At 39.1% G+C, this 25864-nt stretch carries 25 protein-coding genes; 11 read left to right on the top strand and 14 right to left on the bottom strand.

The annotated features are described in order from the left end of the window. The first annotated feature begins 311 nt into the window (after nucleotides 1-311). Both AACH28_RS08305 and msrA read left to right on the top strand, forming a co-directional pair. Nucleotides 312-1340: a N(4)-(beta-N-acetylglucosaminyl)-L-asparaginase gene (locus AACH28_RS08305; protein WP_341832702.1), complete on the top strand. Its 1029-nt coding sequence runs from the start codon at nucleotides 312-314 to the stop codon at nucleotides 1338-1340. Nucleotides 1341-1539: 199 nt separating this feature from the next. Then, nucleotides 1540-2055, top strand: coding sequence for a peptide-methionine (S)-S-oxide reductase MsrA (msrA, locus tag AACH28_RS08300; protein WP_083663801.1), 516 nt, complete (start codon nucleotides 1540-1542; stop codon nucleotides 2053-2055). An 81-nt stretch (nucleotides 2056-2136) separates the two neighbouring features. On the opposite strand, the gene AACH28_RS08295 is transcribed toward msrA, so the two are convergent. From AACH28_RS08295 to AACH28_RS08260, 8 genes are all read right to left on the bottom strand, one after another. Further along, the gene (locus AACH28_RS08295; protein ID WP_341832701.1) at nucleotides 2137-4872 is read right to left on the bottom strand and encodes a DNA gyrase/topoisomerase IV subunit A; all 2736 of its coding nucleotides are present in this window, start codon (nucleotides 4870-4872) and stop codon (nucleotides 2137-2139) included. A gap of 143 nt (nucleotides 4873-5015) precedes the next feature. Next, nucleotides 5016-5369: a GNAT family N-acetyltransferase gene (locus tag AACH28_RS08290; RefSeq protein ID WP_341833109.1), complete on the bottom strand. Its 354-nt coding sequence runs from the start codon at nucleotides 5367-5369 to the stop codon at nucleotides 5016-5018. Beyond that, nucleotides 5366-5566, bottom strand: coding sequence for a GNAT family N-acetyltransferase (locus AACH28_RS08285; RefSeq protein WP_341832700.1), 201 nt, complete (start codon nucleotides 5564-5566; stop codon nucleotides 5366-5368). Before AACH28_RS08285 ends, AACH28_RS08290 begins: the two co-directional genes overlap by 4 nt. A 27-nt stretch (nucleotides 5567-5593) precedes the next feature. Next, complete coding sequence (locus AACH28_RS08280; RefSeq protein WP_286851944.1) at nucleotides 5594-6271, bottom strand: ATP-binding cassette domain-containing protein; 678 nt, start codon at nucleotides 6269-6271, stop codon at nucleotides 5594-5596. Beyond that, a complete protein-coding gene (locus tag AACH28_RS08275; protein ID WP_286851946.1) occupies nucleotides 6268-7182 on the bottom strand; it encodes a hypothetical protein in 915 nt (304 codons plus the stop codon). The genes AACH28_RS08280 and AACH28_RS08275 overlap by 4 nt, the downstream gene beginning before the upstream one ends. Nucleotides 7183-7374: 192 nt before the next feature. Next, nucleotides 7375-8013 carry an IS1595 family transposase gene (locus AACH28_RS08270; protein WP_341832699.1) on the bottom strand — a complete coding sequence of 213 codons (639 nt, stop codon included), beginning with the start codon at nucleotides 8011-8013 and terminating at the stop codon, nucleotides 7375-7377. Nucleotides 8014-8049: 36 nt separating this feature from the next. Next, the gene (locus tag AACH28_RS08265) at nucleotides 8050-8244 is read right to left on the bottom strand and encodes a hypothetical protein (protein WP_341832698.1); all 195 of its coding nucleotides are present in this window, start codon (nucleotides 8242-8244) and stop codon (nucleotides 8050-8052) included. A 37-nt stretch (nucleotides 8245-8281) separates the two neighbouring features. After that, nucleotides 8282-9538, bottom strand: a complete 1257-nt coding sequence (locus AACH28_RS08260; RefSeq protein WP_341832697.1) for a divalent metal cation transporter — start codon at nucleotides 9536-9538, stop codon at nucleotides 8282-8284. A 150-nt stretch (nucleotides 9539-9688) separates the two neighbouring features. Here AACH28_RS08260 and AACH28_RS08255 point away from each other — a divergent pair, with 150 nt between their 5' ends. Continuing rightward, the gene (locus tag AACH28_RS08255; RefSeq protein WP_341832696.1) at nucleotides 9689-10885 is read left to right on the top strand and encodes an IS110 family transposase; all 1197 of its coding nucleotides are present in this window, start codon (nucleotides 9689-9691) and stop codon (nucleotides 10883-10885) included. 317 nt (nucleotides 10886-11202) lie between these two features. Here the strand turns inward: AACH28_RS08255 and AACH28_RS08250 are convergent, their stop codons facing one another. After that, on the bottom strand, nucleotides 11203-11478 hold the full coding sequence (locus AACH28_RS08250; protein WP_312353088.1) for a hypothetical protein: 276 nt from the start codon (nucleotides 11476-11478) through the stop codon (nucleotides 11203-11205). Nucleotides 11479-11748: 270 nt separating this feature from the next. Between AACH28_RS08250 and AACH28_RS08245 the strand changes: the two genes are divergently transcribed. The 4 genes from AACH28_RS08245 to AACH28_RS08230 all read left to right on the top strand — a co-directional run bounded on the left by AACH28_RS08245 (nucleotide 11749) and on the right by AACH28_RS08230 (nucleotide 15941). Further along, entirely contained in the window at nucleotides 11749-12345 is a 597-nt protein-coding gene (locus tag AACH28_RS08245; protein ID WP_341832695.1) for a Crp/Fnr family transcriptional regulator, read from the top strand. Nucleotides 12346-12483: 138 nt separating this feature from the next. Further along, on the top strand, nucleotides 12484-12675 hold the full coding sequence (locus AACH28_RS08240; RefSeq protein ID WP_240582336.1) for a DUF3606 domain-containing protein: 192 nt from the start codon (nucleotides 12484-12486) through the stop codon (nucleotides 12673-12675). Nucleotides 12676-12720: 45 nt separating this feature from the next. Next, nucleotides 12721-15441, top strand: a complete 2721-nt coding sequence (gene ligD / locus AACH28_RS08235) for a DNA ligase D (RefSeq protein WP_341832694.1) — start codon at nucleotides 12721-12723, stop codon at nucleotides 15439-15441. Between the two features lie 215 nt (nucleotides 15442-15656). Continuing rightward, on the top strand, nucleotides 15657-15941 hold the full coding sequence (locus AACH28_RS08230; protein WP_312353099.1) for a hypothetical protein: 285 nt from the start codon (nucleotides 15657-15659) through the stop codon (nucleotides 15939-15941). A gap of 483 nt (nucleotides 15942-16424) precedes the next feature. On the opposite strand, the gene AACH28_RS08225 is transcribed toward AACH28_RS08230, so the two are convergent. Further along, nucleotides 16425-16988, bottom strand: a complete 564-nt coding sequence (locus tag AACH28_RS08225) for a ferritin-like domain-containing protein (protein ID WP_312353102.1) — start codon at nucleotides 16986-16988, stop codon at nucleotides 16425-16427. A gap of 221 nt (nucleotides 16989-17209) precedes the next feature. Here AACH28_RS08225 and AACH28_RS08220 point away from each other — a divergent pair, with 221 nt between their 5' ends. After that, complete coding sequence (locus AACH28_RS08220) at nucleotides 17210-17698, top strand: CinA family protein (protein ID WP_312353103.1); 489 nt, start codon at nucleotides 17210-17212, stop codon at nucleotides 17696-17698. After that, complete coding sequence (locus AACH28_RS08215) at nucleotides 17695-18363, top strand: DUF6766 family protein (RefSeq protein ID WP_312353105.1); 669 nt, start codon at nucleotides 17695-17697, stop codon at nucleotides 18361-18363. Before AACH28_RS08220 ends, AACH28_RS08215 begins: the two co-directional genes overlap by 4 nt. A gap of 7 nt (nucleotides 18364-18370) precedes the next feature. On the opposite strand, the gene AACH28_RS08210 is transcribed toward AACH28_RS08215, so the two are convergent. Further along, on the bottom strand, nucleotides 18371-18832 hold the full coding sequence (locus AACH28_RS08210) for a MaoC family dehydratase (RefSeq protein ID WP_312353107.1): 462 nt from the start codon (nucleotides 18830-18832) through the stop codon (nucleotides 18371-18373). Between the two features lie 317 nt (nucleotides 18833-19149). Here AACH28_RS08210 and AACH28_RS08205 point away from each other — a divergent pair, with 317 nt between their 5' ends. After that, nucleotides 19150-19500, top strand: coding sequence for a YtxH domain-containing protein (locus AACH28_RS08205; RefSeq protein WP_312353109.1), 351 nt, complete (start codon nucleotides 19150-19152; stop codon nucleotides 19498-19500). Between the two features lie 301 nt (nucleotides 19501-19801). On the opposite strand, the gene AACH28_RS08200 is transcribed toward AACH28_RS08205, so the two are convergent. The 3 genes from AACH28_RS08200 to AACH28_RS08190 form a co-directional block, all read right to left on the bottom strand. Beyond that, on the bottom strand, nucleotides 19802-20977 hold the full coding sequence (locus AACH28_RS08200) for an IS4 family transposase (RefSeq protein WP_341832693.1): 1176 nt from the start codon (nucleotides 20975-20977) through the stop codon (nucleotides 19802-19804). Nucleotides 20978-21230: 253 nt separating this feature from the next. After that, nucleotides 21231-22403 carry an MFS transporter gene (locus tag AACH28_RS08195; protein ID WP_182332949.1) on the bottom strand — a complete coding sequence of 391 codons (1173 nt, stop codon included), beginning with the start codon at nucleotides 22401-22403 and terminating at the stop codon, nucleotides 21231-21233. A 340-nt stretch (nucleotides 22404-22743) separates the two neighbouring features. Beyond that, nucleotides 22744-23493 (bottom strand): RNA methyltransferase, encoded by a 750-nt coding sequence (locus AACH28_RS08190; protein WP_088160719.1) that lies wholly within the window; start codon nucleotides 23491-23493, stop codon nucleotides 22744-22746. Between the two features lie 8 nt (nucleotides 23494-23501). On the opposite strand from AACH28_RS08190, the gene AACH28_RS08185 reads away from it, so the two are divergent. Then, a complete protein-coding gene (locus tag AACH28_RS08185; RefSeq protein WP_341832692.1) occupies nucleotides 23502-25853 on the top strand; it encodes a BamA/TamA family outer membrane protein in 2352 nt (783 codons plus the stop codon). Nucleotides 25854-25864 lie beyond the last annotated feature (11 nt).

Below are 25864 nucleotides of genomic sequence, written 5' to 3'. Positions count from 1 at the left end.
GGTTTAATTTTAATTAAATTATCTAATTGCTAAAACCATTTTGTAATATTGCTTATTGATTGTAAAGTCAATATCCTTCTTCAGTTTAACACGAAGCTGTAAAAATGTAGAATAGCATTTTCCGGCGTATATCGATGAAGTAGATTGGGGCAGATGTGACGTAAGATCGTGTAATACACTAGAAAGAAAGCGATGTCTTTTTGCAGTCAATGATGAAAATTTTTTGTGTTCGGTAGACTGAAGGCAATTTTAAGGATTGTTTTTTGCCGAATTAATCAATAGCGATAGTTTTATAAAATATTAATAAGGAAATGAGTTCAAGACGTGATTTTATTAGGCAAGGTTTGATTGCTGCGACGGCAATGGGGACATTGACAGCATTTGATGCGAAAGGATTGACGATTGCAGCAAAGGGCAGTGTTAAAAAATATCCTATTGTAATTTCAACTTGGGACTTTGGGATTTCAGCAAATAAAGCCGCTTGGGAAATATTGTCCAAAGGAGGCAAGGCATTGGACGCGGTGGAACAAGGTGTGCGTGTGCCCGAGGCCGATCTCAAAAATATGACAGTTGGTAAAGGTGGTTATCCAGATCGCGATGGTCACGTCACACTTGATGCTTGTATCATGGATGCGGATGGTAACTGTGGTGCTGTTGCTGGAATGGAAAAAATTGGACATCCAATATCAGTAGCGCGGATGGTCATGGAAAAAACACCCCACGTGATGCTGGTAGGCGAAGGCGCATTGCAATTTGCCTTGGAAAATGGTTTTAAGGAAGAAAATCTACTGACCCCAGAAGGTGAAAAAGCGTGGAAGGAATGGTTGAAGGAGAAAAAATACAAACCTGTAGCCAATATTGAAAACCAATCTTTTGCAGCAGAACGTTTGCCGGGAAACCAATATAACCACGATACGATCGGTATGTTGGCATTGGATGCCAATGGGAATATTTCCGGAGCTTGTACAACCAGTGGTATGGCTTTCAAGATGCATGGTCGGGTAGGAGATAGCCCTATTATTGGAGCCGGACTTTATGTCGATAATGAAGTGGGCGGAGCTACATCGACCGGAGTTGGTGAAGAAGTCATACGGAATGTAGGTAGTTTTTTAGTTGTCGAATTGATGCGTCAGGGTTATTCTCCGGAAGATGCCTGTAAGGAAGCTGTTATGCGTATCGTGAAGAAGAAACCTGCAATTGCGAAGGAAATTCAAGTAGGATTCTTAGCAATAAATAAAAAAGGCGAATATGGTGCCTATGCGCTACAACAAGGTTTTTCCTATGCGGTTTGTGATAGTAAACAACAAGATTTATTGATTAAAGGAAAACACTACTATTAATATTAAAATAGGGGTGTATGGGTATGAGGGGGGCGCTCTCATGTGGTAAATGAAACGTAAACTTCCATTTTTCGCACTGGTAGTAGTGTATCTCATTGCCGATTAATAATTATATTTGTCTAAACATTTTTCGCTGTGGCTACTAAATCGGCTATAGTGTTTGAAAAAGTAAGATTAAAATACGCAAGATTATAAAAGTATGAAAGCAACATTTGGAGGAGGATGTTTTTGGTGTACAGAAGTTATTTTCCAAAACACTGAAGGGGTAACATCGGTATTGCCTGGTTATATGGGAGGGCATGTAGATAAGCCAACTTATGAGCAGGTCTGTACAGGTACAACTGATCATGTTGAGGTTGTCGAGCTAGAATATGACGAAGAGCTGGTGAACTATGAAGACCTATTGAAAATCTTTTTTAAGACACATAACCCGACGACATTAAACCGTCAAGGTAACGATGTGGGGACGCAGTATAGATCAGTTGTTTTTTATCATAATGAAGAACAGGAGATCTTAGCGCAGAATTTTATCGACGAATTGGAAAATGAGGATGTTTATGAGGACGCTATTGTCACAACGGTAGAACCAGCTGTGACATTTTGGTTAGCAGAAGATTATCATCATAATTATTTTAATGATCATCCTGAAAATCCATTTTGTTCAGTAGTCATTGCTCCAAAACTTCAAAAATTCCTAAAAGAATTTAAAGCTTAAAGGACAATACTTAAGGTGTTGTATCCTACACAAAAAAGGCTCGAATATTTATTCGAGCCTTTTTTGTGTATGGAATACGAGTTAGAACATTTCCATCTGTCCTTTATCGTCGATTTGGATGTCATTTGGATTAGTGATTTCCAATTTGATATCGTCATTTTTATCGGTTGACTCTACCTCCTTCTCCTTCACGGAACTGTCCACCGCCGTTATGGTACTATCAACCGTTGTTTCTGTGGTATCAGTACTCGTTTCGGCTGCTTTTTCTTTACCTTTTTGACTTAAATCTTCATCCGCCGTTGTTAGCGTAACCGATTTTACGGTATGGAAAGACAGGCGGTTTCCTTGTGCTTTTATTCCTTTTACGTCAATAATTTCAGTCAAAGGCTGATCAAGAGTTTCTTCCGTTTGGGATTTACCTTTTAAAATCTCCAATTTGACCATCGGTTCAGCCGCATTACTCATCAATACCAATTTAGATCCTGCATCTTCATTAATAAAGGAAATGCGTTTTCCAATAGGTTGATCGTCAAATTTAAAACGTTTGACAAAGTACGTTCCGCTCTTGCCGTCCTGATGCACAACTGTATAGATATGGTCCGGGTGGTATTTTTCGATCCGGATCATTTTCTCGTCGAAGTGGTTGCTCAGATCAAAGTTTGACAATTCGTAACTACCATCCGAAAGAACCACTAATATCTTGTCGTCGCCGTCAAACTCGCCAAGGTATTGGCCACGTTCATCTGCATTTAGACGTTTCATGATGGTATCGTACCATATTTTTCGTCCTGCCAGTGTGGAGACACCAGAGCTTTTAAAGCTGATTTTTTTGACGGGATATTTTGATACAATGTTTCCTTGTGAAGCACGGCCCTTGATTGCAATCTCGGCAAAGTCCATGTCAAAATTCAACTTGCGCAATTTTGTGTGCGGTTTAAGCTGTATATTAACGATCTCTGCTTCACCGTTTGGATTGGCTGTGAAATATAGGATTTTAGACCCTTTGGATCCTTTGGATACATCATATTCCTTATCCCGAGTGACACCTACCACAGAGAAACGTTTGATGTAACTGGTACCAGTTTCACCTTCTTTATAGATGGCGTTATAGATTGTACGTTCATCACCTTTTTTGAAAACAGCAACGTGGATAATTCCTTTTCCAACGAATACTTTATCCTGGATTTTACTAACAACATATTTGCCATCTTCGCGGAATACAATAATGTCATCGATATCCGAGCAGTCGCATACAAACTCATCTTTCTTCATGCCTGAGCCAATAAATCCTTCCTCACGATTGACATATAGTTTGGCATTTGCTAGGGCAACTTGGGTCGCTTCTACTTTATCGAATATACGCAGTTCGGTTTTACGCTCGCGGTCTTTACTATATTTCTCACGCAATTTCTCAAACCATGCAATGGCATATTCTGTCAATTGACGTAGATGACGCTTGACTTCCTTGATCTCATTTTCGAGTGTTTTCATCATTTCGTCCGCTTTTTTAACGTCGAAACGTGTAATACTACTCATTGGTTTATCGATCAATTTTTTGTAATCTTCTGGTCGTATCTCACGATAAAATTGATCGAAGAAAGGTTCGAACAAGCGATTTAGAACCTGCACCACGACCTCAAAGTCGCCTGCATTTTCATAATCCGGATGTTTGTACATCCCTTCCTGGATAAATATTTTTAATAAACTACTGAAGAAGATTTTTTCCTGAAGATCGTTCAAACGGATCTCCAACTCTCTTTTCAATAAGTTTTTAGTGTTTATGGTATTCTCGATGAGAATATCATTGACGCTCATAAAGTGAGGTTTCTCATCCTTGATGACACAGGTATTAGGTGAGATAGAGACTTCACAGGCGGTAAAGGCATATAAGGCATCAATCGTTACATCAGGAGAAATTCCAGGAGCCAAATGCACAATGATCTCTACATTTCCTGCTGTATTGTCCTCGATTTTTTTGATCTTAATTTTTCCCTTATCGTTTGCTGTGACCACACTTTCAATCAGACCGCCCGTCGTGGTTCCAAATGGAATTTCTGTAATTGCGAGCGTCTTTTTGTCGCGTTCTTCAATTTTCGCACGTACACGGATTTTACCGCCACGTTGACCCTCATTATAATTTGAAACGTCGGCCATACCACCCGTAGGGAAATCTGGGAAGATATTCGGACGTTCACCGTGTAATACCTGAATAGATCCGTCAATTAACTCAATGAAATTGTGCGGCATAATCTTGGTTGCTAAACCAACAGCAATACCTTCGGCACCTTGAGCCAATAATAATGGGAATTTTACCGGAAGTGTGACAGGTTCGCGATTCCGTCCATCGTAACTCAATTGCCACTCAGTTGTTTCGGGATTGAAGACAACGTCATTTGCAAATTTGGATAATCTTCCCTCGATGTACCGTGGAGCAGCAGCAGAGTCGCCCGTAATTGGGAAGCCCCAGTTACCTTGACAGTCAATCAGGAGATCCTTTTGGCCCAATTGTACCATGGCATCACCGATAGAAGCATCACCATGTGGGTGATATTTCATCGTGTTACCAATGACGTTGGCAGCTTTATTATATCGTCCATCATCCATTTCCTTCAAGGAATGGAGGATACGACGTTGTACGGGTTTCAAACCGTCATTGATATGTGGAACGGCTCTGTCCAAGATAACATAGGATGCATAGTCCAAAAACCAGTTTTCGTATAGTCCTGATAAAGGTATCGTCTGACTTCCGTTTTCTGTTTTTCCTGATCCCAGTTCTTCTTGATTATCTTCCGTTGGGAAGTTCGTTTCGTCACTCATTTACTCAGCAATAGATTAAATTGTACAATACAGAAATGTTCGAAATAATATTTTATTCGAACGTGTAAAAATACAAAACCATTTTGTTTTATCCCAGTGAAACTATGAAAAGTTAAAAAAATTAGTTTTTAAAACTAATATAATTAGTTTGTTGATTGGTCAATGGCTAGATTATACCAATAACAGGGAATATTCCATAGATCGAAATGAAATTCTTCAGTTACCTGAAATCCTACTTTTTCCAAGACATGCCTTGATCCCAGGTTTGCTGTATGCGTGATGGCATGTACTTCAAAATGGGGCAGCTGTTCGCTGTAATATTGCATGCAGGCTAGTGCGGCTTCTGTCGCATAGCCTTTTCCCCAAGATTCCGTTCTGAAACGATAACCAAGGTCTAAAAATCCAATACGTCCGTTCTCCAATTCGTCAATATACTTAAATCCCGTCCAGCCAATCCATTGATTGCTTGATTTCTCAATGACCCCTAGACGGCCTATACCGCGTATTTTTCATATTGTTGCTGAATATGCGCGATGGCTTTTTTCATTTCTTCAATAGATTGAACAGGTTCGTTATTCAGAAAGGTATGAACCTCCGGCTGTGAATCCATTGCGAAAAAATAAGCTGCATCATCCATCTGTATTGGACGGATAATTAAACGTTCAGTTTCCAGTATAGGTAAGTGTTTTTCCATAGTGTTTATCTCAAGTGTTACGGCATGCTAAAGCCACAATTTTTCGATATCTTTTTGTAGTATTTTTTCTTTCATTTCCTCTTCAAAGTCGCCGAACTGCTCTTTTTTTACAGATTTACTAATTCTGCCATTTTCGAGTACCAAGATTTCATCGCAGGTATCTTTTAGCGTGGAAAAGATATGGGACGAAATCAGGATCGTTTTACCCATCGCTTTTAAACGAAGAATAATCTCCGTAAGAATAATGCTGCTTTGTAGATCGATGCCATTAAAAGGTTCGTCAAGGATATAATAATTATTGTCCTGAAGTAAAGTAGCTGTCAGGGCTAGTTTTTTTTTCATTCCCGTGGAATAGGCGCTCGCATACTCCTTTAAGGGCAACTCGAAAATATTTCTCTCACTGAGGTTTTTGATCTGTTTACCGCGTGCATCGGTCAGCAGATAAATATACTCTTCGCCGGTGAGCTTTGAAAGAAAATACGGATCCGAGGTGAGGTAACCTAAATTGTTTTTCAGCGGTTCTAAATCAGATTTTAAACTTCCCGAGGCGGTTTCTAGTCCAGCAATACAACGAAACAGCGTTGTCTTTCCAGCGCCATTTTCACCGACGATACCATATACTTTTCCGCTATCAAAGAGGTAAGTAACCTCGTGGAGTACTTGATGCTGTCCAAAGGACTTATTGATATTCGTAAGCTCGATCATAAGTGATTTTTTAGATTGTTGATTGCTTTGATATAATAAAAAGGTAAGAGCGCTAGAATCAAAGGGTAAAAGCTAAAACAAAGTGCCAAAGCAAAGCCTTCGGGGAAATTGATCTCCCGTGGGTAAGCGACGTATTTCAATGTGATTGCAAAAGAAAGTAAAAGTAATATTCCGCCCAATACAATACAGGCATTAAATAAATCCGATGGAAAGATGACAACATACAGAAAAAGAAGGGGCAGTACCAAGAGCAGACACTGTAAAATTCCCCTTTTAAACTTTCGCATCAGAAAGACTGTTGGTGTATGATGGTGATTCCAGAGGTAAAAAATAGGCTCCGGCAATTGATAATAGAAAACGCAGGTGAGCGCAACGCATACGACGCAAAATAAAACAAGATTGGAATTGGCGACATAAAAACCGATTCCAGCCAATAGATACAATACAAGCAAAAGCAAGTAGCTCCGTCGGAACCCGATGATAAATTCAAAAGGTTTTTTTACGAAAGGTGTCGGAATAGATTTTCCGAAAGCCGCAAATGTCAAAAATGCAAAAACAACAGCCAAAGTATCCAATAACAACGCATAGTGCCATTGGCTGTGGAGGAGAAGAATGACGAAGGACGGCAGCGTTAATAGCCCATTCTCAACTATTCTGATCTTGTGAAAATCTCGTTTACTGTATGTGTTTTTGAGAAAATCATTTCTGTTTTTTTCTGTGAGCAAAAATAGTGCTTGAAAATTGCAAAGCAGTAGTGCATAACAACCAAAAAGCGGGTATTGAACCAAAGCATAATAAGCAAAATAACATAATCCAAACAACAGGAGAAAGGCGAGCCAAACAGGCAGTCCTGTAGCCCGAATATGCCGAGACAGTAAAGTATACTGAAGCTTTAAATAATTGCTTAACATGATAAATCAAACTTAGATAAATTACCTTTTATATGCAATATCATATGTGTCCTAAATAAATTTTAGGATTGGATTTCTGTGGTACAAGCATAGCTTTTTTCATCATTTCGATATTGACCCCTATTTTTCAATCTGCGAAGATCTTTAGCTGTCCCTTTTTTCCTTTTATAGGCGGCCTGAGAAAGGGATCATCTATCCATTATAACCTGTCCATTTGTCGGTGGTCACCTTAGCCTGTGGCTCTATGTTTTGCTTCATGAAGCTACCTAAGTTGATCGCATCGGCTTTGTCTATCACCTTGGCGTAAAAGCGCGAAACTCCGTTGCCTTTCTTTTCTATAGCAACCACCACAAGCTTCTTCTTTCCTTTTTTACGTCCTTTGGAATTTTCATCCTGACCGCCAACAAATGTTTCGTCAACTTCCACAACTCCACGCAAAGGAAATTTACCGCTGCTCTCCATCGCTTTCATCACTTTGCGTTTGAATAACCATGCTACTTTTTGCTTGATCCCTAACTTCCTGCCAAGCTCGGTACTGGCAATACCCTTTTTGTTTGTACTTATGAAGTATACTGCGTAAAAGGCTTTAACTAAAGGAAACTTAACCTTATGGAATAGGGTGCCCGCTGTAGGAGATTCCAAATAACGGCAGCGATTGCACTGACGGTCATGCTCTTTTATTCCCTTGCAAAAACTCCCGTAACCACATTTCTTACATTTGTAACCATCTTGCCATTTCAAAGCCGATAAATAAGCTAAACAATCAGCATCACTGCTAAATTGCGACTGAAAATCGAACAAACTCAACTCTTTTTCTTTATTGCCTACCATACCTAAATTTAATCACCTAAAGATAAGAAAACTAAATTATTTAGCAAAAGGATAGGTCAAAAACTTTTTTTCTTTTGCCATTTGAAAAAGAAATTCATTTCTATCCTGTATGCTTAAATTTAGAATGTGGTCTAAGGCAGTAAATTCAACCCCATTATTGCCACCATCTTTTTTATATTTATTGGTAAGTATCTTTAATATTTTCGTTTCAATTTCTAGCTGATTTTCCATTTAACAAAGATTGTCTAGCTTTTCTTTTTAAAAATGTTTAAAACATAAAGTATATTAGGCCTACAGCTGCTGCCGTCATCAATATAAAAGTCATCGTTCCCAGAATATTGGAAAGCCTCGTGTTTGTATGCTTGCCCATTATCTTTTTATTATTTGCGATATGCATGATGACTGCGATCATGACCGGAGCTGTCAATCCATATACAATTGCTGTGTAAAGCAGTGCCTTAATAGGGCTTACACCAAAAAAGTCAAGTGAGAGCCCTACGAGAAGGGAAACTATAATAGAACCATAGAAAGGTTTTGCCTGAGAGAATTTTTTATCTAAACCCGCCTTCCAGCCGAAAGTTTCAGCGAGCATATAAGATTGTGAGCCTGCAAGAACCGGAATTGCAAGCATTCCCGTTCCCAGTACTCCGGTAGCAAAAATGAAATAAGTCAGCTTTCCAGCCAACGGTTCAAGTGCTTTGGCAGCCTGATCCACTGTGTCGATCTTATGAATTCCTCCATTAAAGAGTACGGTTCCCGTAGTAAGAATCATAAAGAACATAACCATATTGGACAGGAGCATTCCCAAATTTACATCGGTTTTCATTTCACTTAATATTTGCTTGTCCACTACTATTGCACCTTTGTGGGCCTGGTCTTCTGCCTCCATTGTAGTCTGCCAAAAGAATAAGTAAGGAGAAATTGTGGTCCCAAGAATTGCTACTATGATGGAAAGAAATTCTTTATCAAATTTTATCGTGGGTATAAAGGTTTTTTTTGCAACCAAAAGCCAGTCCTGACCGACCATAAAAGGTACGATTATATATAATAATAAACTTAGACATAGCCATTTCAGGATCATTGATATTTTCTGATACGAATAATTTATGATGATAAAAAGAAGCAGAGCGGTGATAATAATACAAAAAACTGATATCGGTATGTTAGGACATATCATATTTGCTACCGCTCCCATTCCCTGTATATCGGCTCCGATATTGAGGGTAATTGCAGGAAAACTAAAAAGTAGCATGCTATAAAGGATAGGTTTTGAGTAATGTTTTTTTAGTGTCACTGTAAGCCCTTCGCATGTTACAAGACCGATCCTCGCACACATACCCTGTATGGCTGCCATTAGCGGGAAAGTAAGCAGAGCGGTCCACAACGTAGAAAGTCCAAATTGTGCACCTGCCTGTGAATAGGTTTCAATTCCTGAAGGATCGTCGTCACTGGCACCCGTGATCAGCCCGGGACCTAATTTTTTAAAAAATCTCAGAATTTTTGAGTCATTCCTTTCTTTTGACATAGGTTTATTTTTTATTGGTTTGTCCCAGTATCAATTGTATTAAATTTACATTTAATTTTCCGATTACACACAAGCGGATAAAAATTGGCGAGAGCTATCGCAATCAAAGCAAGTCCCGCTGCTTATCTTTATGTTGAAAAAAAAAGTTATATGAAAACAGCAGGACTTGACGTGCATAAAGATAGTATTTTTTGTGCGGTATTTAATGGGAAGCATTATTCGGATGTGGAGGTTTTCGAAACCTTCAGTACGGGCATTCGACAGTTGGGAGCCTACTTGAAGGCTGCGGGTGTTCTCCGAGTAGCGATGGAGAGTACCAGTATTTACTGGATCCCGGTCTGGAATATTCTCTCTGAAATGGGCTTTGATCTGATGCTGGTGAATCCCTTTTTAATCAAACAGCTGCCCGGCCGCAAAAGCGATGTAAAGGATGCACAGTGGATTGCCCAGCTACTTCACAAAGATATGCTTCGCGGGAGTTTTGTGCCCGGTGAGCGAATACAGGAACTCAGGAGCTACACCCGTTCCTATAGCAAGTTGCAGCAGCGGATAGTCCGTATGCTTACCAAAATGGACAATATCCTCGTACAGGCCGGAATCCGTTTGGGTAGTCTTGTGAGTGATATCGGAGGGAAAAGTATGCTGAGTGTCATTGATGCCCTGATAGCCGGGGAGCGTGATGCCGTACGTTTAAGCAAACTGGTCTATGCCAGTAAGAAGAACAAAGAAAACGGAAAGCTGGCAGCAGCACTAACCGGCTGCATGAAGGAGCACCACCGCTTCAACCTGCAGATGGCAAAAGTTGAATACGACCTGTTGATCAAGCAGTCTGCTGAGTATATAGAAAAGATTGAAGCTATCTGCCTGCGTGATTTTCCACGGCAGAGTGCCTTGCTAAAGACGATTCCCTGCGTTAGCCGTATCAGTTCCGCTGTGATCATCGCCGAGACCGGCGCAGACATGAAAGTTTTTGAAAACAGCGGTAAACTGAGCGGATGGGTCGGATTACGACCAAAGAATGATGAAAGCGCAGGGAAATATAAAAGTACAGCAATCACTAAAGGAAACAGATATCTCAAGCCAATACTGGTACAGGTTGCCTGGGCGGCAAGCCGCTGTAAAGGCTCCTATTTTAAAGACAAATTCAACCGTCTAAGTATAAGAAAATCCTCGAAAAAGGCCCTGATCGCTATCGCACGAAAAATATCCGTTGTTGTATGGAATATCCTAAAAGACTTAACCCCTTATAATCCGGCACTACAGGTGATCTACGAACCAGCCAAACTAGATGCCAGGATACGGTATCACCAAAAAGAAATGGAACGCATAGCGAAACTTAAACCATAACAATTTTTTGCGTAAAGGCCGGGTATCTTTATGGTGGCTAAAAGACCCCGTTTTTAAATTGGCCAATGCAAATGCCTGAAAAGGCTATAAGTACACAAGCATGAGTTAATGCCAGCCTTACGGCTGACCAAACTCGAAGAGGAAAATCGCAAAACCCAATGCGCAAGGGGACTGTATTATAGTTAATTTATAGAGGAAAGATATTAAAAATTACGCCTCATAACATGGTCAATAAAGCTAGCTCAAATTTTAATAGTCAGTTTTCCAAGAAAAGCCCTAAACCGACCAAGATACTGCATTCTAACTGTTTATTTCGATTAGAGTTTTTTGACTATTCTCCAATTGTCATTCTTCTTATTATATTGCAAAAACCAACTTCCCCCGGGAAGCTTTTCCTGCGGTCCCGCGGAGTATTCACCAACTTTAATTACTATTCTATTTACATGGACTTCGGAAATTTCAGCATATGCTTTTTCACCTCCGCGAAATTCAATAATTGCAGGTACGGATTTTTGCCCAATCTCAGGATCGAATAAAAATTGTGCAGTACCACCAATCTGAATTGTGACATCGTCAAAAATAAGCCCGTTCATAAATGTAAAAAATATAAGTTCGATTAATTTCGGAATGATCTTTCAGATCAGTCGAAAGATCAATAGACCACGTATTTTATTAGCGCATCTTATAAACAATTGTTCAATGAATTTGTTTTTGAAATTTGTTATTATACAATAAATAATACCTTATCAGAATTTCTTAAAATCTAGCTGAATTTGCATTCCCTTTATCGGTCTAATATTTGTATTCTCATGCTGGCGGCTTAGGTAGAAATGGAGTGTTAATTGTCAAAAAGTTTATTATTCATGGTAATTGATGAGAATTTACTAATTAAATACGGTGCTATTTTTCACCATTACGCTGCAAAAGAAACAATTTTTAGCCGTGATGCTAGCCCCACGGCATATCTGCAGATCAGTAAAGGAACTGTAGAGCTCAATAACTATCATGAAGATGGAAAGGAATTTACCTTAAATATTCTATCAGCAGGTCAAAGTATCGGTGAATCACTTCTGTTTGGAGGGAATCATTATCCAATGAACGCTGTAGCAAAAGATGAATGTTCCATACTGTATTTACCAAAAACACAATTTTTACAGCTTCTGGATGAAAATAAAAGTATTGTATTCAGACTTTTAGGGTATCTATCAGATAGATTGTTTTATAAATACACCATGCTTTTTGGTAACTCAGCAAACGAACCGATCCCTAAAATACTGGCTCTTCTGGATTATTATAAAAGATCTGCGTCTGTGGAAGGACAGTTTTCATACTCTTTTCCCTTGACAAGACAGCAAATTGCAAATTTGACGGGACTGCGTGTAGAAACTGTAATCCGTACCGTTAAAAAAATGAATGAAGAAAGACTAATACTTGTTAAGGATAGAAAGATCTTTTATTAATGCCTGATAAAAAAGGTGCGTTAAATGAAAAGAAATCAATCGAATTTATATCGCCTGATGTTATATAAATATTTGATTGCCAGCTTAAGGTTTAATTAAAAATCGAAATACTGAATTGTAATCTTTTAAACTATTATTATGACAGACAACAAATCAAAAAAAGGAAAATCCGACAGAAATAAAGTAAGCGGATCAGAGAATTACGAAATCCAATATTTTAAGGAAAAAATGGGTGTGAGTTCCCAGGCAGTTACAGGAGCTATACGTGCTACCGGATCAAACGATAGAAAAGTGCTAACAGATTATTTGAAGAAGCGTCACGGAAAGTAAAACCTTGTTTTTCATTAATTCGAATAACATTTAAATTATAAAGCTATGGGATTATCTAAATATCGCCAAAAGCGTTCGGAGGAGAAAACCCCGGAACCTTTCGGCGGGAAGCCGAGTGGGAAAGAGTTGCGCTTTGTAGTACAAAAACATGATGCTTCCCATTTGCATTATGATTTTCGTCTGGAAATGGACGGCGTTTTAAAAAGCTGGGCGGTTCCAAAAGGGCCATCGTTGGACCCTGAAATTCAACGTCTGGCCATGATGGTCGAAGATCATCCCTATGATTACCGCAATTTTGAAGGCATCATCCCTAAAGGACAGTACGGTGGCGGAACAGTGATTGTGTGGGATGAGGGAACCTATGAAGCAGTTGATTTTGAAGGGGAAGATCTTAAAAAGATGGAAAAAAGTCTGCTCCATCAGCTCAATTCAGGAAAAATAAAATTCAAACTCAATGGCAGTAAGCTCAAAGGTGAGTTTGTTCTTGTGAAGGCCCATGGAAGGGGCGAGAATGGGTGGCTATTATTTAAGCTTGATGACAAATATGCCACAACGGATGATGTTACACTTAAAGATAAATCCGTTATTTCAAAAAAGACCATTGCCCAGATGGAAAAATCACCGGACAGGGTGTATGGGAAAAACATCATCAAGAAAGATACCACAGTAAAGGATAAAAAGTCATCTGCAAAGGAGGCGGAGGAAATAATAACTGATCAGTTGGAGGCTGTACCTGCACAAGGAATAAAAGCATCAAAAAAAGTTGCCGAATTATTAAAAAAGGCACCCAAACAGGCTTTTTATACCATTGTGGAACCTATGCTTGCTACCCTTGTCGATAAACCTTTTGATGACGAAGGCTGGATTTATGAAGTGAAATGGGACGGCTATAGAGCCGTAGCATTTATGAAAGGTAGTAAGGTAGAGCTTAAATCGCGCAATGATAAAAGCTTTAATGAAAAGTTTTATCCGGTATATGACGCGTTAAAAGATATGGATCTTGATGCCATTATTGATGGTGAGGTTGTTGTACTCTCCAAAAATGGTACCGCGAATTTCGGTTCATTACAGAACTGGCGGAGTGAAGCGGACGGCGATCTGGTTTATTATATATTCGATATCTTATGGTACAAAGAGAAAGATCTTACTGAATTAACACTTTGCGAGCGTAAAGCCATATTGAAAGAAATCCTGCCTAAGAGCGATAATATATTAGTAAGTGAACATTTTGAAACTTCGGGTATTGCTTTCTTGGAGGAAGCCAAAAAACTCGGTCTTGAAGGGATTATGGCCAAACGGAAGGACAGCATATATCATATCCATAACCGTTCACGCGATTGGCTCAAGATAAAAGCCAATAAGCGGCAGGAAGTAGTCATTGGCGGATTTACCTTAAACGACGATTCCAACAAACTCTTTAGCAGTATCCTCGTTGGCGTATATGAAGGTAAAAAACTGGTCTATACGGGTAAGGTAGGTACTGGATTCAATGAGAAAATGCAGAAAGAAATGATGGCGCAATTCAAGCCTTTGATTACAAAGAAAGTGCCCTTTGCCGAAGAGCCCGATGTCAATAAACCTTCGCGGTTCAGACCCAATCCACCCCATGCAACCGTAACATGGCTTAAACCCGAACTTGTGTGTGAGGTGAGTTTTACGGAAATGACCAGCGATGGGGTAATGCGGCATCCATCATTTGATGGTATGCGGGAAGATAAAAGTGCTAAGAAAGTCGTGCTTGAAAATGAAGAACCTATTGAAGAAATAATCGAAGAGGATAATACAAGGTCAATTGTACCTTCACGATCTGACAATGGCCGTAAGACCTTGCTGAATCCTAATGATAAGACGCAGGTCAGAAAGATCAATAAGCACGAACTAAAATTTACCAACCTGGACAAAATATTCTGGCCGAAAGAAAAAATTACGAAAAGGGATCTGATCAACTATTATTATCAGGCAGCACCCTTTATCCTACCTTATCTAAAAGGAAGGCCACAGAGCATGAACAGGTTTCCAAACGGAATAGAGGACGAAGGTTTCTATTTTAAAAATGTCACTGATACAGCACCGGAATGGGCCGATACTTACCTTTATCACAGTGATTCTGATGATAAAGTCAGGCATTATCTCGTCGGAAAAGACGAGGCGACATTACTGTACATGGCCAATTTGGGATGCATCGAAATGAATCCCTGGAACAGTACCGTTAAAAAGCCGGAACATCCCACCTATTGCATCATCGATCTAGATCCTGACAAGAATTCGTTTGATCAGGTAATTGAAGCAGCACAGGTTACTAAGCAAATTCTTGATGACATGGGCGTACCCTCATATTGTAAAACGAGCGGCTCAACAGGATTGCATATATACATCCCATTAGGTAATAAATATACCTATGAACAGTGCAAGGAATTTGCACGTGTTATTGTAACGCTGGTGCATCGAGAGCTACCTGATTATACCACTCTTGAACGTGCTATTAAAGATCGTAAGGGGAAAATGTACCTTGATTTTCTACAGAACAGGCCGCATGCCACCATTGCCTCGGTTTACTCCGTTCGACCAAAAACGGGCGCAACTGTATCAATGCCTTTGCATTGGGATGAAGTCAAGAAAGGCCTAAAAATGTCTGACTTCCATATTTTCAATGCGATAGAACGAATGCAGTCTGAAGGTGATATTTTTAAACCTATTCTTGGTAAAGGCATCGATCTTAAAGCTGCAATAGAAAAATTTTCGGATAATCAGAAATTAAACAAATAATAAAGAAATTATGAACGTAAAACGGATATTCGGAACTATTCTGACAATATTAGGGATAGGAGGATTAATTTACAGGCTATGAACTCATCATGAAAAGCACCGCTTATACAAATTTGGCGGTAGTCGGTATCTAGGCGCTTATTTTCTTCTCTTATGGAATAAGTCTTGTCAAGAATACCAAAGATGAGTCTTAAGAGTGATTCACTATAAGCGTTATGAGACATATAAACTTTGACAATACACATATTTATACAGGTAGCCTGGGAAAGTTTAATTTTCGACCGTTAATGGACTGCGTGTATATCGAGGTAATTATCGATTTTTCAGATGGTGCGATTTCCACGGGTGATATCGAGGTAATTGAGCCGGATCAAATTAATATGTATGTTGCTCCCTATACAACTGTCGCTGGAACTGCCATAGCAGCCAAAGCATGGGTTTTACAGAATATTGAAAAATCCGATGTTTGGAAGGTAACTGAAAAATATATCGATAGATAACCAAAATTAAATGCATGAAACACGCAAGTGATCCAAAGGATCATGAGTAATTTTTTGTTTCTAGATCAAAACATAGTTAACGAGGTACTGCGCGGGCGAGGACACTCTGATTTTTTTTCCAGATCCACCTCTTCGATCAAGATCACCGTGCTATTACTTTGTCTTAAATGAGCTTTCACTCACTTCACTTCAAAAAATGCCATAATCTTGATCTCAATAGTTGGATAACCGAGATGGAAATTTGAGGAAAAATGGCTAACAAAAATATAAAAGGTCGAATTACTAAATTCGACCTCTAAACATGAAATGTACTTAATATAGTTGAGTTAATGCCAATAACAAATATAGAGGCCTATTGTTTTCATAAAAAAGCCTTGAGCTGGGAGCCCAAAGCTTTTGATATATACCTATTTTATAAAACGTAATAATAGAACAATGTTTAATGATTTTGGTTTTTTATTGTTCGGATTACCTTAATTTTGACTATTCCTCTGCCGCTTGCTCGTTGATGAACCCTTCAGCTACACCCGTCAATGCTTCGTCAGTATCTTTTTCATTATCCAGTGTTTGCTGGAGCAGTGCAGCCACATCATCATGGCCCATCGTTTCTGCAAATGTGCGAAGTGTTCCGTAAGTTGCGATCTCGTAATGTTCAACTTTTTGTGCGGCAAGGATAAGACCTGCATCTCTTGTAAAGGTTCCTTTGTCTGTGTCAGAGATAATGGAATCTGCTTCATCAAGCAAACCCTGCATAGCGTCACATTTTTTTGCGACAGCTTTTTCTCCCAATTTTTCAAATACCTGTTCAAGTGTTTCTATATGTGTCTGAGTTTCCTTGGTATGCTTTTCAAATGCAGCTGCAAGTTTTTCACTGGTCGCTGCTTTTTGCATTTTAGGTAAAGCTTTCACAAGGTGTTTCTCTGCCCAATAAATGTCTTTTAATTCATCAACGAAAAATTCGTGGAATTCACTGTCTTTCATTTTTCCGGTATTTCCGGAAGGTTTCTTTGCGGCATTTTTCGCCGGTACAGATTTTGTTGTTGCCATAATAAAAATTTTTAAGTGTATTTCATAGATAACCAAGGCTATACCATTTTGGTTCAATAAAAGAAATTTAACACTTGTTAAAAAATAAGAGGCAATTTTGTTTAAACCTGCGCTTCAGGAATTTAAAAATACGGTAAACCTTGACGGTTTGGGTGTTGTTTATATGCAGTATTTTAGTGAAGATATTAGTATTAATAAAATTAAATTCTAAAAACAGAAATATGAGGGATTTAAAAGAATTAATCGAAGAGTGTAGCAATCTCCTTGCTACTGCTAAATACACGATCGCTTTTGCGGAAAGTGCAACGGCAGGGATGTTAGCGTTTGAATTTTCACAAAGCGAACATTCTGGGGAGATTTTGCGGGGTGGTATAGTCTGTTATGATGCGCATATAAAAGAAAAAATTCTAGGGGTGCCTAAAGGACTTATAGAGAAATACACACCGGAATCTGCCGAAGTAACTAAAGAGATGGCGTTCCGGGTTAAAAAGATGATGGATGCCGATGTTGTTGTTGCTGTTACCGGCCTTACAACTCCTGGTGGAAGCGAAGGCCCTGGAAAGCCTGTAGGAACGATGTTTTACTGCATTTTGATCAAAGAAAAAACGATTGAACATAGGAAAGTATTCAGCGGATCAGCCCGCGAAATTGTGTACTGCACGATTGAAGACATTATTAAAACTGTTATAAAATCTTTTAAGAAGCCATGAATAATAAAAAGCAAAGTTTTTTTTATAGAAATAGTCTGTCGATTGTTTTTATTTCCTTGTTTGTTTTAGCATTGGGAGCTCAGGCATTTTTTGGATGGAAGGAACACAATGAAGAGCTGAAAGATTTAGGGGCGCATGAAATTAGATTTTATTCTTATTTAGGAAGTGGCCATTTTTTCTCGGCAACTTTTGAAAATTTCCAAAGTGAATTTTTACAGATGGCACTTTACGTAATGCTTACAATCTCCTTGCGGCAGGTTGGATCGGCTGAATCAAAAGATCCGGAAAAACAAGAAGAAGTGGATAGGTTGCCCGATCCCACACGCAATGGTGCTCCTCGGCCGGTAAAGAAAGGAGGATGGCGTCTGATTCTTTATCAAAACTCGCTATCAATCGCATTTGTAATCCTATTCATTTTCAGCTGGGCGGGACATTTATATGGTAGTTTTAAAGATGCCAACCTTCAGGAAACCTTACGTGGCAAACCCGAAAAAAGTTTATTGGACTTTCTTGCCGAACCGCAGTTTTGGTTTGAGACATTCCAAAATTGGCAAAGCGAATTCCTGTCGGTTGCCTCCATTGTGATCCTTACAATCTTTCTCCGTCAAAAAGGATCACCAGAATCAAAACCCGTGGATGCGGCAAATGCTGAAACAGGTAAATAGAGCGGGTTTAGGTATTGAAATGATATAAAAATATAACATTCCCGATGTAAGCTGGTTTAATTTGATTTTTGATTACAAGTTTAGCTTCAATAATCACTTTTACTGTTCCGCGAAGGTTACAGATGGATTTTGCGGTGGCCTGGAGTTGTACTTCACTATTTACAGGAACGGCTTGTCCAAATTTAAAATTTTCTATTCCATAATTGATTTCCATTTTCACGTTTCTAACATCTGCAATCTGTTTCCAGAGATAAGGAATCAGGGATAAAGTCAGGTACCCATGTGCAATCGTTGAAGAAAAGGGACCTTCTTTCTCGGCTTTTTGTCGGTCGACATGTATCCATTGATGGTCATGAGTTGCCTCAGCAAAGAGATCGATCTGCTTCTGGTTAATCGTATGCCACAGAGAAGCCCCTATAAGTTTTCCCTCGTAGGATTTATATTCTTCAAAATTGTTGATAATTACCATATAAGCTTAGGTTAGTCTGTAATAACTGATATAGAACAAGTTTAAATAAATGGATGTTAATATCATAATTTAATAACTGCTAAGCTTCCGAGATATTGTCTATTTAGGATATTAGACAGAAATTAAGGCAAATGAAGCTTTAATGAGATTTTATTTTGAAAAGCAATGAATAAATGATGTGATAGGTTTAAGTACGGTTAACATTTCCGATTATTACCTAAACTTTGTCTTTATTTTGAAGACTGGTTAAGTTGGTATGTTAATTGTATTTTTTGTTTATATACATTTAATTACAAACCACTTAATATAAAATTACCATGTGCAACAACAAAGACAATAAATCAGGCTTAGTTCTGGGAATGCTGGCCGGTGCTGCTATTGGAGCACTACTAGGACTATTGTTTGCTCCGGACAGTGGAGAAGAAACGAGAAAGAAAATTAAGAAAAAGTCAGATGATTTAAAGGATCAGGCAAAGAATAAATATGGAGAACTTAGTGACGCCGTGAAGGACCAGTTTAACAATGCTTCTGCGAGTGTTAAAGAGACGGCAAGTAATGTCGCTAATTCGGTGACAGATGGTTTTGATAAACTGAAAGATCAGGTGACTTCCAGAGTAGAAGATGTCAAAATACAGGCAGGTTCAACAAAAAATAATCTTAAAACTTAGTACTTAATTTCCAATTTACTATATCTTACAAGAGTGAATAATAAATCGTTATCCACTCTTGTTTTTTTTATTCTATAAGCAAATATATATTAAAGATTTAATACAAAATTAGGAAGAGATATTGGAGAATATTTATAAAAAATATTCTCTAACAAATAATTAGTTCTGTTTTTTTAAATAAGATTTCGATTGCTTATTTTTAAATATTTCCCTAACATATGTGTCCTAAATAAATTTTAAGATTGGATTTCTGTGGTACAAGCATAGCTTTTTTCATCATTTCGATATTGACCCCTATTTTTCAATCTGCGAAGATCTTTAGCTGTCCCTTTTTTCCTTTTATAGGCGGCCTGAGAAAGGGATCATCTATCCATTGCCAGATGTTTATTTTCACGAAGATATTCATTCTGATGAATGCGACCAGATTGGACAGGTTCCAGTCATATTTGGCCTTTTTTTGTAAGTATTTTAACAGTAATATGCCAATGAGTGAAGTCCAGATCTGGATCATCACTGCATTTTCAGAAGTCCCTATGAATGTCGATACTTTTAAGCGCTGCTTTAGATGCTTGAAGAAGACTTCGATATGCCAGCGTTGTTTATAGATGTTTGCCACCAAAGAAGCCTTCCACTTCGTATTATTGGTCAAAAAGTGGTACTCATTGCCAGTGGTGCTGTCCCAAAAGTGGATCAGGCGTAACGGTGTGGAATTGTATTTATTGCGGGCAGCGCCGGAAAGCTCAATGAGCTCATCCTTAAGGATGCCCTTTTCCTTAAGGGCATCGTTCTGGTAGGACTTGATAACGTTGTACTTCATGTTCACTTTACTCCTGGTAACAAAATAACAACCCCTGCTGTCCAAATCCCCAAGCCAGCTGTAATCCACGTAGCCACGGTCCACTACCACCACGCTTCCCTTGGAAAAACTGTAACTACCGGCTCGCTGGCTCTCATGTACTTTTCCATCGGTAATCTGCATAAAAACAGGTAGGCAGCCATCATAATCCAAGACAGTGTGCAGCTTTACGGCACCTTTGGTGCTACGAAACTTTGCCCAGTCAAATACAGATAGACATAAGGGGATGATGCTTGCATCCATCAGATATACTTTACGCTTTAGCTGAACAAGCTCTTTGCGAAAATGGGTGTCCTTTTGCCAAAGCCTATCCAAAACAGAATAGTAAAGATCTTTGAAAAGTTCATGGGTACGGTGTGTGTTGATATAGGATATATTAGACTTACTTGGAGCTCTTACTACACCTAAGTGGTTCAGATTACCAGTGGTACTGCGTAGACCGTTACTAATATCACGGACCGAATCTGCCGAGGAAAAATGACAGAAAAGCATACTGACTAGATGCGTCCAGCTGTTGATCCCTTTCTGATGTTTGTCACTTTTGTGCTTTGAAACCAAATCTTTGAATAATTCGCGGTCGATAAGAGATAAAATCTGACTAAAAACATTTAAATTTATCATGGCGGTGTGTTATAATTTTGCAATTTAAATATAGCAACTTTGCTATATCCAATCACCGCCACTTTTTAAACGTTTAGGACGCAAGTGATGCAATATAATTGCGTGGCATATAAAAACATGTATTCGATCTTATCTGTTCTTCTCGGTACTCGAATTACTGCGCAGTTTACTGATTTCTCCGCTATCCATTGAGAAATACATTTAAAGAGGAAATGAGGTTTTGTCCTGCATGAGTTTGTAAAAGCAATAAAGGCTAGTGGGCTTTGTGCTTTCTCTGCCAGCTCAGCATATAGGTCAGTGCCAGTAGCAAAACTACTGCATTGGCATACATAATGACTGGAATCCGGAGGATAACATCACTATAGTATAATCCAGCGAGCAGTGCGCCAAGCCCTATTCCAGCTTCAAGTGAGATATACATGGTTGCTACTGCCTTGCCCCGATGTTCAGGTAGGCTTAGGTCGATCGTCCAAGCATTGACGGCAGGGGAGAGTATACCTGTGCCCACGCCATAGATGCTTGCGCCGATCATCATTCCAATGAAACTATTGCCCATACCGATAGCAACGAGTGCAATAGCAATAATGACTATTCCGACAACAATGACTTTTGGTCTCCCGTAACGGTCCGAAACTTTGCCGGATACGAAACGTATCAGCACCGATGCGATTGTAAATGCCAGAAAAAATAGCCCTTTATTTTTAAGTCCCAGGTATTCACTCCAATCGGGAATTAAAGTTAAAATGACTCCATAAGCGGTATAAGATAAAAACGTGACGATTCCAGCTGGAAGGGCACGCCATTCAATAATATCCTTGCGGTTTATTTTGAGCATGGAAAGATTGAATTTTTCTTTTTTCGCCAGTGTTTCTTTCATGTTAATGACGATAAGAATGGAGAGAAGTGCCATGAAAGAAGAACAATAAAACATAACATTGATACCAAAGGCCTCGAAAATGGCACTTCCAATTGCTGGGCCAACAGCTGTACCGACGCTAAAAGCCAGTCCATGCATGCCAAGAGCCTCACCCCATCTTTTTTGAGGAACCAGATCGGCGACATACGCAGAAGTTGAGGTAGGTTTAAAACCGGTGGAAAAACCATGTATCAATCGTAAGAATAGGAAGCCCGCGACTGACGTTAAAATGGGATAAAGAAAACCACAGATGAAACAGACGATGGATCCAATTGCCATGACCGGTACACGTCCCCACCGATCGGTCAATTTACCACTAAAAGGCCGCGAAATTCCAGCAGTCAAAGTAAACAATGCTATAATTAGCCCTTTGTACTCCGCACCCCCCAAACTGCTCAGATAATTGGGTAGTTCCGGAATAATCATATTGAAACTAGAAGAAAATAGGAGTGAGCTTAAGCAAAGTAAAATAAATTGTAACGTATAGATGGATTTCTGTTCAGCGGGCATGGTGTAATTTTATCGTGTGTGAATATTCAAAAAAGAACATGGATAGCGGTATCGATCCGTCTTTCAATTGAACTGTTCAAATGTACAGTTTTTGGAGCGATTAAGCTTTTTCTTTTGATAAAAATTAATCGAATCTTTTAAACGAATAGAAAAATGTCGCTACGGGGCTTTTTCTCTATTAAAATTGATATTTTTCATGAAGATCAGAGTTTAAATATGGAAGGGTATATCCAGCCACCTTTCATACCGACTTGGGCTTTGCCGTCGCAGAGATTGAAGATTTGGAAGGAAATAGGATTGGATTACATCAAAAGCTCTAAGTATCAAATAGAATCTGTTTTTAGGTCAATTTTTGTCTGGAAATCTCACTACAGAAGATCGTTGTTGCTACGGCTACATTCAATGATTCGGCTTGCCCTAGGCGAGGTATAGTGACAGCTTGATCGATCAAAGCTATTATTTCGTCGCTGATGCCATTTCCTTCGTTACCCATAACAATTAGCCCCTCATCAGCCCATACAGTCTGATAAATGGATTGACCATCAAGTAGGGCGCCATATACTTTCAATCCAGTAGCCGGAATAAAATCAGTTAAATCAGTATAGTGGATCTGCAGTCTTGCCAATGAGCCCATAGTTGCTTGCACTACTTTCGGATTGTAAGCGTCTACAGTGCCAATGGAACAGATAATATGTTCGATTCCAAACCACTCCGCCGTGCGGATAATTGTCCCAAGATTGCCTGGATCCTGCACATCATCGAGTACAAGGCTAAACTTATTTTTTAAATTACTTGGTACAATTTTTTGCTGTAAAGGAAGTTTGACCAAAGCGAGTATACCTTGTGGCGATTTCAGTGCACTAATCTTTTGGAATTCAGTTTCCGTTAGTTCATGGGATTTTATATTATGCGAGATTTTACCCACTTTTGTGTTGGCGTCGTCCGTGTAGAAAATAGACTCAACCTCATAACTTGATGAAATAAATTCCATCACGGATTTTATACCCTCAACGATAAACAGGCCGTGTTGTTTTCTATACTTTTTATTTTGTAGAGACGTTATTAGACTGATTTGCGCTTTTGACAACATTTTTATTGATGATTAAGTATACTCGTTTTATCGGATTTGCAAGTATAACTCTTTTAGTGTTATTTTTTGCATCATGCCGGTCTTCAAAATATCTTGACGATGACCAAGCTCTGGTTACAAAACTACAGATTTCTGGTGTCACCCCTGCATTGAAAGAATCATCCGAAACGTATATCTCCAATCAAATAAGACCTAATTCAAGGGTAAATCTATTTATTTACAATACGTTCAATACTAAAAACGGACGCTATAAAACCAAGAAAATTCGGAATGTCGGCGAACCACCTCACTTGCTGGATTCGGCAATGGTGGATTTGTCTGCCAATCAAATCCGGCGTTTTCTATTTTCAAAAGGTTACTTTAAAGCTAAGGTCGAACCTGCAATTTCAGTTTCCAAAAAGCGAGCACATATCGATTTTAAAGTGGATGAAGGTGTCCCTTATCAAGTTAGAAATATAGATCGAAAATTTGAGGATGAAGATATAAAGGCAATATTTGAACGGGAGGTACTTCCTAAAACTTCCGTAAAATCCAATACCCAGTACGATGCCGCAAAGTTGCTTGATGAGCGGGAGAAACTTTATGTTTCGATGCGAAACAATGGGTATTACGATTATGTAAGGCAATATATGCGTGCTGGGGTCGATTCAACTCTCGATGGACCTTTGATCGACTTGAAAATTAATGTCGAAAATCCATCTGACTCTACGATACATAAAAAGTATCAAATAGACAGTGTTTATATGACGATAAGGAATTATGGAACAATGTCGAAGAAGGAGCCACGTCGTATCCTAGATTCTGCAAAACGCCTTTTATTTGTTGATGAAACGAATAGTTTCAGGTGGAAACCTTTGGAACGTTATATGTATTTACGCTCAGGTCAGTACTATTCCTTGCGGGAGGAAAATAAATCCTATGACCGATTGTACGAGATGAATGGTTTTCGTTCTGTCAAAATGCAGTTTGTCAAAAAAGATTCCAATAAACTCGATGTGCACTATGATTTCGTTCCAAGACCTCGTATGGGAAACCAGATAGAGGGGGAGTATACTTTTAGATCAGGTATGAGCGGATTCAATATTGGAAATACATTCTCACAACGCAATATCTTTGGTGGTTCGGAGCAATTGGAAGTGAAATTACGTTATGGCGTATTGTTTGATCCGCGTTTAGCAGGAGGGCTTTCCAGTAAAATATTCAATAACGATTTTCAAGCGGGCGTAAATTTGGTTATTCCTCGTCTGATGGTGCCCTTTCATATTAATCCAGGGGGGAAGTTTGGTTTGCCCAAAACGACCTACTCGATGACATTGCAGTTGTTCGATCAAGATAAAACCTATTCAAACCGCTATTTTATCACATCGCTGAATTACTCTTGGTATGAAACAGAAAATAAGTACCATAGTTTTACGCCTATCGTTTTGGAGTATCGGGATGGACGACTGGATTCCAATTTCCGGAACAAGCTTGTACAGGAAGGCTACCAGTTGTATGTACGTAGCAACGATCGCCAGTATTTTGGTTTAGGAACACAATATACCTTTGTCCTGAATGGTAAGAAATTGAATAGCAAGGAGGACTTTCAATATTTCAGAGGAACATTGGATGTGAGTGGAAACGTATTAGATCTTATTAGCTCCTTGGCAAAATTGCCTAAGAATGCTGATGGTGAGAAAAAAATATTCGGTGTGCCCTTTCTTCAGTATGCCAAAACTGAACTTGATTATAGGCTCTATCGAAATCTTGGCGGAAATAGGCAATTTGTCTTCCGTTTTAATCCAGGGATAGCGATCCCTTATGGTAACAACTCCAAACTGTTGATTTTCGAGAAGAGTTTCTATAGCGGGGGGATGAATGGCATACGTGCTTGGCAGGCACGTACCTTGGGTCCTGGTGCTTATAACCGTCAGAGTCTCAGTGAAGATTTGCGCTTAAACCTGCGCAATTTAGATCAGTTGGGCGAAATTAAGCTGGAAGCGAATGCGGAATACCGATTCAGATTACTCAATAATTTTCTGGGCGCAAAGATGAATGGAGCGACATTCATGGATATGGGAAATGTTTGGCGACTCAAGAAGGATGAAGAACTGAATCCAGGAGGGGAGTTTAAATTCAATAAATTCCTTGGGCAAGTGGCTATTGGAACCGGTTTCGGACTTCGTTTCGATTCGGATTACTTTGTGATTCGCTTAGATGCCGGACTTAAACTAAAGGATCCGCAGTTTTCAGGTGCTGATCAATGGGTGATCAAACACTTTTTTGATTCCAAAGAGTTTAAGGCACAGTATTATGAAACCCACAGACCGGATCGATACAATTTTATTCAATATAATTTTGGAATCGGTATGCCGTTCTAATGACAATTGAT

This window comes from Sphingobacterium thalpophilum (genome assembly GCF_038396785.1).
Lineage (GTDB): Bacteria > Bacteroidota > Bacteroidia > Sphingobacteriales > Sphingobacteriaceae > Sphingobacterium > Sphingobacterium thalpophilum_A.
The sequence above is the reverse complement of the archived record's forward strand: the minus strand, read 5'-3'. Positions and strand labels throughout refer to the sequence as shown.

Excerpts from the sequence above, each read along its gene's own strand:
- AACH28_RS08305 (WP_341832702.1), top strand. The coding sequence starts at position 312 with ATGAGTTCAAGACGTGATTTTATTAGGCAAGGTTTGATTGCTGCGACG.
- msrA (WP_083663801.1), top strand. The coding sequence starts at position 1,540 with ATGAAAGCAACATTTGGAGGAGGATGTTTTTGGTGTACAGAAGTTATT.
- AACH28_RS08295 (WP_341832701.1), bottom strand. The coding sequence starts at position 4,872 with ATGAGTGACGAAACGAACTTCCCAACGGAAGATAATCAAGAAGAACTG.
- AACH28_RS08285 (WP_341832700.1), bottom strand. The coding sequence starts at position 5,566 with ATGGAAAAACACTTACCTATACTGGAAACTGAACGTTTAATTATCCGT.
- AACH28_RS08280 (WP_286851944.1), bottom strand. The coding sequence starts at position 6,271 with ATGATCGAGCTTACGAATATCAATAAGTCCTTTGGACAGCATCAAGTA.
- AACH28_RS08275 (WP_286851946.1), bottom strand. The coding sequence starts at position 7,182 with ATGTTAAGCAATTATTTAAAGCTTCAGTATACTTTACTGTCTCGGCAT.
- AACH28_RS08270 (WP_341832699.1), bottom strand. The coding sequence starts at position 8,013 with ATGGTAGGCAATAAAGAAAAAGAGTTGAGTTTGTTCGATTTTCAGTCG.
- AACH28_RS08265 (WP_341832698.1), bottom strand. The coding sequence starts at position 8,244 with ATGGAAAATCAGCTAGAAATTGAAACGAAAATATTAAAGATACTTACC.
- AACH28_RS08260 (WP_341832697.1), bottom strand. The coding sequence starts at position 9,538 with ATGTCAAAAGAAAGGAATGACTCAAAAATTCTGAGATTTTTTAAAAAA.
- AACH28_RS08255 (WP_341832696.1), top strand. The coding sequence starts at position 9,689 with ATGAAAACAGCAGGACTTGACGTGCATAAAGATAGTATTTTTTGTGCG.
- AACH28_RS08250 (WP_312353088.1), bottom strand. The coding sequence starts at position 11,478 with ATGAACGGGCTTATTTTTGACGATGTCACAATTCAGATTGGTGGTACT.
- AACH28_RS08245 (WP_341832695.1), top strand. The coding sequence starts at position 11,749 with ATGGTAATTGATGAGAATTTACTAATTAAATACGGTGCTATTTTTCAC.
- AACH28_RS08240 (WP_240582336.1), top strand. The coding sequence starts at position 12,484 with ATGACAGACAACAAATCAAAAAAAGGAAAATCCGACAGAAATAAAGTA.
- ligD (WP_341832694.1), top strand. The coding sequence starts at position 12,721 with ATGGGATTATCTAAATATCGCCAAAAGCGTTCGGAGGAGAAAACCCCG.
- AACH28_RS08230 (WP_312353099.1), top strand. The coding sequence starts at position 15,657 with ATGAGACATATAAACTTTGACAATACACATATTTATACAGGTAGCCTG.
- AACH28_RS08225 (WP_312353102.1), bottom strand. The coding sequence starts at position 16,988 with ATGGCAACAACAAAATCTGTACCGGCGAAAAATGCCGCAAAGAAACCT.
- AACH28_RS08220 (WP_312353103.1), top strand. The coding sequence starts at position 17,210 with ATGAGGGATTTAAAAGAATTAATCGAAGAGTGTAGCAATCTCCTTGCT.
- AACH28_RS08215 (WP_312353105.1), top strand. The coding sequence starts at position 17,695 with ATGAATAATAAAAAGCAAAGTTTTTTTTATAGAAATAGTCTGTCGATT.
- AACH28_RS08210 (WP_312353107.1), bottom strand. The coding sequence starts at position 18,832 with ATGGTAATTATCAACAATTTTGAAGAATATAAATCCTACGAGGGAAAA.
- AACH28_RS08205 (WP_312353109.1), top strand. The coding sequence starts at position 19,150 with ATGTGCAACAACAAAGACAATAAATCAGGCTTAGTTCTGGGAATGCTG.
- AACH28_RS08200 (WP_341832693.1), bottom strand. The coding sequence starts at position 20,977 with ATGATAAATTTAAATGTTTTTAGTCAGATTTTATCTCTTATCGACCGC.
- AACH28_RS08195 (WP_182332949.1), bottom strand. The coding sequence starts at position 22,403 with ATGCCCGCTGAACAGAAATCCATCTATACGTTACAATTTATTTTACTT.
- AACH28_RS08190 (WP_088160719.1), bottom strand. The coding sequence starts at position 23,493 with ATGTTGTCAAAAGCGCAAATCAGTCTAATAACGTCTCTACAAAATAAA.
- AACH28_RS08185 (WP_341832692.1), top strand. The coding sequence starts at position 23,502 with ATGATTAAGTATACTCGTTTTATCGGATTTGCAAGTATAACTCTTTTA.